Raw genomic sequence first — 6,946 nt, 5'->3', positions numbered from 1 at the left:
GGCCCCCCGGCAGCCCCTGCCACACGGCGCCCTGCGCGTGGAAGGACCACCAGCCCGCCCGCAGCGCGATCAGGTTCAGCGGCAGGAGGGTGAGCAGCGCCCAGCCGGAGGCGACGATCATCGCCGCGACCTCCCGGGGCCGGGGCGCCCGCCACAGGCACGCGGCGGTGACCGCGAGCAGCGGCAGGAGCAGGCCCGCACCCCGGACCAGCAGGGAGGGGAGTTCCGGGGCGGGGGCGAGTGCGGGAATCAACGCCGGGGCTCCCCGCCCGTGAGCGCCTGGGCCTCCTCCTGGAAGGTCCGCGCGAGGTAGTCGGCGGCCAGGCCCGTGACGTGGGACTGCACCGGCCCGAAGTACCAGGAGGGGTCGTAGGTTCGCGTGTACTCGATCTCCCAGGTCAGCCGGGTCCCGTCGGGCTCGCCACGCCAGGTGGCCACGGCGCGTTCCATCTCCATCCAGTTGGCGAAGGCGGTGTCCTCGGTGACCTCGAAGACCACCCGGCCGCCGTCCGCGCGCACGTCGCTCTCAGCGACCTCCAGTCCCAGGTGGCGCGGGGTGGGCTCCGCGCCGGGCGCGAGGGTCCGGCGCGGCGTGAAGCGGACGGTCCTGGTGTCTCCGGCCTCCAGGCCCGAACCGACCGCCTCGACCGGTTCGGGGAAGGGGACGGCGCTCAGCAGGAAGGCGTCGGGAGCGTCGTACCCGGGCGGGGCCGCCAGCGCGGCGGCGACCTCGGCGGGGGTCGCGCCGACCAGGACCGAACCCGTTCCGGAGTCCTCGCGCGGCAGCAGGGAGAACCCGCCGATCCCCTCCATGGCCAGGGCGAACAGGATCGGGACGGCCAGCATCGCGTGGGGGTGGCGCCGGCCGCGCCGTCGGAGCGAGGTGACCACCCAGGCGACCAGGGCGACGACGCCGTAGATGAGCGGGGCGGAGATGACCAGGCAGACCATCCCCTCGCCGAGCATCGGTCCGGCCAGCAGCAGGCAGACCGTGGTGACGGCCATGGCCGTGCCGAGCCCGCCGCGCGCCTGGACGCAGAGGATCACGAGCAGGGCCAGGAACGCGGGCAGTCCCACGTAGAACAGGGCGGTCTGGTCGAGGCCGCCGAACCTGGTCACCCGTACGGCGAGCAGGGCGGCGAAGGCGGCGAGGACGATCCCGGCCAGGACCCACCGGGCCGTCGTGGGTCTGGGGAGGCCCTCCCCGTCGGCCGGAACGCCCCGAACGGGGTCGAAGGAGCGGTGGGGGGCCGCCCAGCGCTCCGCGACCTCGGCGTCGGAGGGATGGTTCGTCTCGGGGTCCCGCTCGGGTTCGGGGGCTGCGGAGGACTCGGGGGGCTGCGTCACGGTGGCACTCCTCGCTGTCGCACTTTGACGACATGATTAAAGCACACGGTTTAATCACTTGATTAAACCGTATGATGAACCCCGACCCGAGGGAGGACCATGTCCAGGACCGGCGGCGGGAGCCGCAAGAACAGCGCCGAGACCAGGGACCGCCTGATCACGGCGGCCAGCGAGGTCCTGCGTGAGGAGGGGTATGCCGGAGCCTCGGCGCGGGCGATCGCCGCCCGCGCGGAGGCCAACTCGGCGCTGGTCTTCTACCACTTCGGCGGGGTCGACCAACTGCTGCTCGCGGCGCTCGACAGGTCCAGCGCCGAGCGCATGGCGCTGTACCGCGAGATGGCCGGAGCCGCCCACACCCTGGAGGAGCTGGTGGAGGTGGCCACCCGCGTCTACCGGACCGACCTGGAGCGCGGCTACATCGCCGAGTTCTCCGAGCTGGTCGCGGCGGCGGTCACCAAGCCCGAACTGCGCGCGGAGATCAACCAGCGCTCGCGGCCCTGGATCGACTTCATCGCCGGGGAGTGGGATCGTGTGCTCGGGGGATCGGCCCTGGGTCGGCTGCTGCCCGCCCAGGAGGTCGCGAACGCGGCGATCACCTTCTACCTGGGCGTCAACCTGTTCTCCGTGCTGGACGAGGACCGCAGCCGCACCGAGGGCGTGTTCGACCTGGCCGGGACGCTCGCACCGCGCGCCAAGCTGCTCACGCTGCGCCTGCCCCGCCGGGGCTCCGCACCCGAGGGGACCCCCGCACAGGACCACCCGTGAAGGAGAACACCGTGAACGTGGAGATCGCCGAGGGGATCACCTTTCCCGACACCGCCGACGGGGAGCGCTGGGTCGCGGGGGCCGTGGTCGTCGACGCCCAGGGGCACGCGTTCGCCCAGCGCAGGTCGGCCACCCGCAGGGTGTTCCCGAACTGCTGGGACATCGTCGGCGGCCACGTGGAGGACGGCGAGACCATGCTCGGAGCCCTGGCCCGTGAGATCCACGAGGAGACCGGCTGGACCCTGTCGGCCGTGGTCGCCGAGCTGTACCGGCTGGACTGGGACCCGGGCGACGGCGTGACCCGCCGCGAGGTCGACTACCTGGTCCGCGTGGACGGCGACCTGTCCGCCCCGGCCCTGGAGGCGGACAAGCACACCGAGTACATGTGGGTCGACGACGCGAAGCTGCACCTGCTGCGCGACGCACGCGACCCCGGCGACTACTTCATCACCGACATCGTCCGGCTGGGCCTGGAGGCAGCCCGCTCCCGCTCCTGACGGCGTCAGACGGCCGCGCGCCGGACCTCCGCGACGGCGAGCGGCAGTGCGTCCAACAGGTCCGAGGCACTGATCGGGGCGCCGCCCCGGGCCAGCACGGCCGCCCGTCCGTGCAGGTAGGCGGCGCACATCGCGGCGTCCTGCGCGGACAGGCCCGAGGCCAGCAGCGCCCCGGCCACCCCCGAGAGCACGTCACCCGAACCGGCGGTGGCCAGCAGCGGGGTGCCCGTGGGATTGACCACCGTCCGCTCCCCGGGGTGCGCGATCACCGTCGTCGACCCCTTGAGCAGGACCGTGGACCTGTACAGCTTCGCGGCGCGGGTGACCTGCGCCAGCCGGTGCGCCTCGATCTCGGCGCGGTCGGTGTCCGGCAACAGCCGCGACAGCTCGCCGGCGTGCGGTGTGAGCAGGGTGGGCGCACCCCGCAGGTGCACGAGTTCGGTGAGGGACACGCTGCTCGACACCAGGTTGAGCGCGTCGGCGTCAAGCAGCACCGGGACGTCGCTCTCCAGCAGAGCCCGCAGTTCGTCCGCGTTGGCGGGGTGGGTGCCGCGACCGGGCCCGACCACCACCGCCGAGACCCGCCCCGGGGCGAGGTCCGTGCTGCTCCTCGGGTCCAGGTGCAGCCCCACGACCTCCGGCCACCGCGAGATCACCTGGGAGAGGACGTCCTCGCCGCCTCCGTAGCGGACCATGCCCACCCCGGTCCGCAGCGCGCCGCCGACACACAGGACGGCGGCGCCCCGGTACTGGTCGGACCCGGCGCGGACGGCGAGCACGCCCCTGCGGTACTTGTCGTCCTCGGCCGAGGGGACCGGCAGGAGTCGGGCGATATCCACAGGCTGTGGACGGACGAGGTCGGCCTCCGGCAGCTCCGACCCCAGCCCGATGTCCACGAGGCGGACCCGCCCCGCCAGTTCCGCGCCCGGGTCCACGAACAGCCCCGGCTTGTGGGTGCCGAAGGTGACCGTGGCGTCGGCGCGCACCGCCCGCCCGGCGACCTCCCCGGTGTCGGCGTCCACCCCGCTCGGGAGGTCCACCGCGATTACGAAGGCGCGCGAGTCCGAGGCCAGGGCCGCGAGCGCCGCGTAGGGTTCGCGCAGGCCACCGCGGCCCCCGATCCCGACCAGACCGTCCACGACGAGGTCGGCTTCCAGGAGCGCCGACTCCGCCTCGGCGGTGATCCGCGGACCACCATCCCCACCAGCCGCAGAAATATCTGTGGCCCCGTGGGCCTCTGTGGTCACGTCCTCGATCACCCGGCCTCCCGCCGCCACCAGCGCGGCCAACCCCTCGGGGTGGACGCGCCTCCCGGCCAGCACCGCGCGCACGGAGGCGCCGCGCCCGGCCAGGTCCGCCCCCGCGAAGAGGGCGTCGCCGCCGTTGTCGCCGCCGCCGACCATCAGGGTCACGCGGGCGCCGTGGACACGGGTCAGCATGCGGGCGCAGTGGACGGCCAGGCCCATGGCGGCGCGGCGCATCAGCGCGCCTTCGGGCAGTCGGGCCATGAGCGCCTGTTCGGCCTCCCGGACGGCACTGACGGAGTGGGCGGAGCGCATGGGTCACACCTTTCGAGGGGCGGTCTCCCCATCGTCGCGCACCCGGCTCGGGACGCGCCCACACCGCCACACGCACGAACGGTGCTTCCTCGACTACTTTTTGATGTGACCGCAGGTGGCAGGGCCACCCGACCCGACGTGAGGGACCTCCATGCCCCCGACTCCCGGTTACCGACGCTTCGTCAAGACCACTGGCCAGGCCCTGAAGCCACGGGAGTGGCACCGGATCGGTTTCGACCTCCGCGACGGCCTGGCCCCGGCGGACCCGGCCGAACTGGTGGGGGCCGACGAGCCCACCGGCGCGTTGTACGACCTCTCGGTGGGGGTGACGCTGACCAACATCACCCCGGATCGCGAGGTGCGGCTGCGGGCGGTCGAGTTCGCTCCCGACGGCTCGGGAGGGTGGCGGACCCACCGGGACCTGCCGGTGGAGGTCTTCACCCTCGGGTTCGGGCACGGCGGGTTCACGTACGCGTGGAAGGACCGGTTGGAGCCGGGCCATCGTGTGGAGGTGTGGGCCGCGCAGTTCGGTGAGGCCGACGCGCATCTGGTCGCGGCGGAGGCCGTGGTGTTCCTCTGGCCCCGATAATCACTCCAGCCACCGCATTCACAAAAGGGATTCCTAACCCAGAAATCACCTTCTTCACATATAGCCCGTTGTCACGGATTTACCACGTAGGGAAGTCCTCGCAGGGGACAATGGGTGTATGCCTCGACCAAGCAAATATGTGTCCAGGTCCGATCTGGGCTGGGGTGCCTCCCCCGCTGAGCGAGCCAACCCCCGCTCCGGTCTCGTCATCCACTACGACAGCGGCGACCAGAACCTCGCCGACAAGGATCACTCCGCCTGCCTGACCTACTGGCGGAACACCCGCAACTTCCACACCGGGCCCTCCCGCGGCTGGGCGGACATCGGCTACTGCGCCGACGAGGAGACGCAGATCCTCACCGAGGACGGCTGGCGGACCTTCCGCGACCTCCGCACGGGCGACGTGGTCCTGACCCTCGACCACACGACCGGAACCTCCCAGTGGCAGCCGGTCCAGGCCGTCAACGTCTTCCCCGCCACCGAGCGCACGCTCGTCCGCATGGAGGGGCGTGCGCACTCCTCCCTGACCACCCCCCAGCACCGCTGGCCCGTGGAACGGCTCCACCGACGGACCGGCACCGAACGCCAGAGGTCGGCGGACGGAACGTGGGCCGCGACCGGGAGCGCGGAACGCACACAGCAGAGCCGGGAGCGGGTGTGGGCGACCACCGAGTCGCTGACCCATGGGGACAGGATCCCCCTGTCCGCGCCCTGCGACAGCCTGCCCGACGAACCGAAGTGGGACGACTCCCTCGTCGAGGTGATCGGGTGGTTCTGGACCGGGGGCCACCTCAAGCCCCAGAGCGGGAGCCGCCAGCCCGGCACGGGTGTGGCCCTCCACCAGTCGCAGGAGCGCAACCCCCACAACGTCGCGAGGATCAGGGCCTGCCTCGGGGACCTCTTCGGTCCCTCGTGCGATCGGTTCCCCCGTACCGGCTCGGCCTCGGACGGCGTTCCCCGCTGGCGTGAGGAACTCAACCAGGACCTGGTCGAGTTCCACCTCTCCGCGGACGCCGGCCGGATCCTGCTGGAGCAGGCTCCGGACCGGGTTCCCACCCACGCGTTCCTGTGCTCCCTCACCCGAACGCAGCTCGAACGCTTCATCGAGGTGTCCCTCCTGGCGGACGGGCACAACGGCAGGACCAACGACTCGCGGGCGCTCAGTCAGAAGAACCGTGCCGCGGCCGAGGCGTTCCAGTTCGCCGCCATCCTGGCCGGTCACGCGACGTCGCTGACCCGAAGGCCGCCCACCGACCCGACCGGCCACGCCATGTGGGAGGTGGAGCTGCGCCGTCAGACCCACTTCTCCCCGAAGGCCGCGGCCTCCCGTCGAGAGGCGTTCTCCATCAGCGAGGAGAGCTACGGCGGTCACGTGTGGTGCCCCACCACCCCCAACGGCACCTGGCTGGCCCGGCGCCGGGGCACGGTGTACTACACCGGCAACTCCTTCATGGCGTGTGCGCACGGGTACGTGCTGGAGGGGCGCGGGCTGTACCGGACCCAGGCCGCCCAGCCCGGCGGAAACTCCTCGCACTACTCCTGCACCCTGGCCACCGGCCCCTCGGACACCATCACCCCCGAGCAGATCAACGCGGTCCGCGTGCTGCGCCAGTGGCTCATGGAACCCGACACCTCCATCTCCGGGAAGGTGCTCGGCCACCGCGACTTCATCTCCACGTCCTGCCCCGGCGACAAGGCCTACCAGCTGGTCAAGGACGGCACCTTCGCCCAGGCTCCCGGAAACTCTGAAGGAGACGACATGCCCTCACACCGCAGGTTCGAGAAGGACAACGCCCAGACCCTGGAGTCGGGCAGCTGGGCGAGCCTGGCCTTCGACCGGCGGCACGACGGCGAGACCGGGGAGTTCTACGCCCTGGTGGGGGTCGAGGAGACCAAGGGCGCCTACTACGACGTCTCGGTCGGGGTGACCCTGGAGGGGATCGACTCCGGCGCCGAGGCGCAGATCCGCCTCACCGAGTACGAGCCCAACGGTGACGGCGGCTGGAAGGTGGCCCGCAACCGCCCGCTGGACAGCCCCGTGCACGTGGGCGGCAAGGCGCACTTCACCTACTCCTGGAAGGGCAACCTGGCCGCCGGGCGCCGGGTGCGCGTCCGGGTCGCGCAGTTCGGCAAGGCGGAGGCGCGGATCACCTCGGCGACCGCGGACGTCTTCTACTGGAAGCGCTGAC

General features: G+C 72.1%; 6 protein-coding genes and 1 pseudogene. 4 read left to right on the top strand and 3 right to left on the bottom strand.

Translation table 11 applies throughout. The annotated features are described in order from the left end of the window. Positions 1-253, bottom strand: a pseudogene (locus D452_RS0124835) (isoprenylcysteine carboxylmethyltransferase family protein); the annotation flags it as partial. Further along, positions 250-1,347 carry a hypothetical protein gene (locus D452_RS0124830; RefSeq protein ID WP_017546836.1) on the bottom strand — a complete coding sequence of 366 codons (1,098 nt, stop codon included), beginning with the start codon at positions 1,345-1,347 and terminating at the stop codon, positions 250-252. The gene D452_RS0124830 and the pseudogene D452_RS0124835, both read right to left, overlap by 4 nt. 99 nt (positions 1,348-1,446) lie before the next feature. Between D452_RS0124830 and D452_RS0124825 the strand changes: the two genes are divergently transcribed. Both D452_RS0124825 and D452_RS0124820 read left to right on the top strand, forming a co-directional pair. Further along, positions 1,447-2,112 carry a TetR/AcrR family transcriptional regulator gene (locus D452_RS0124825; RefSeq protein ID WP_017546835.1) on the top strand — a complete coding sequence of 222 codons (666 nt, stop codon included), beginning with the start codon at positions 1,447-1,449 and terminating at the stop codon, positions 2,110-2,112. Continuing rightward, a complete protein-coding gene (locus D452_RS0124820) occupies positions 2,109-2,609 on the top strand; it encodes an NUDIX domain-containing protein (RefSeq protein ID WP_017546834.1) in 501 nt (166 codons plus the stop codon). Before D452_RS0124825 ends, D452_RS0124820 begins: the two co-directional genes overlap by 4 nt. Positions 2,610-2,614: 5 nt before the next feature. Here D452_RS0124820 and D452_RS0124815 read toward each other — a convergent pair whose 3' ends face one another. Beyond that, positions 2,615-4,168 (bottom strand): bifunctional ADP-dependent NAD(P)H-hydrate dehydratase/NAD(P)H-hydrate epimerase, encoded by a 1,554-nt coding sequence (locus D452_RS0124815; RefSeq protein ID WP_017546833.1) that lies wholly within the window; start codon positions 4,166-4,168, stop codon positions 2,615-2,617. A gap of 151 nt (positions 4,169-4,319) precedes the next feature. Between D452_RS0124815 and D452_RS0124810 the strand changes: the two genes are divergently transcribed. Together D452_RS0124810 and D452_RS0124805 are read left to right on the top strand one after the other, a co-directional pair. Beyond that, the gene (locus D452_RS0124810) at positions 4,320-4,757 is read left to right on the top strand and encodes a hypothetical protein (RefSeq protein ID WP_017546832.1); all 438 of its coding nucleotides are present in this window, start codon (positions 4,320-4,322) and stop codon (positions 4,755-4,757) included. Positions 4,758-4,875: 118 nt separating this feature from the next. Continuing rightward, entirely contained in the window at positions 4,876-6,945 is a 2,070-nt protein-coding gene (locus D452_RS0124805; protein ID WP_083927617.1) for an N-acetylmuramoyl-L-alanine amidase, read from the top strand. The last annotated feature ends 1 nt before the right edge of the window (position 6,946 follow it).

The organism is Nocardiopsis prasina DSM 43845 (assembly GCF_000341265.1).
In the GTDB taxonomy this organism is placed as follows: Bacteria; Actinomycetota; Actinomycetes; order Streptosporangiales; family Streptosporangiaceae; genus Nocardiopsis; species Nocardiopsis prasina.
This window is presented reverse-complemented; position numbering and strand designations above follow the sequence as displayed.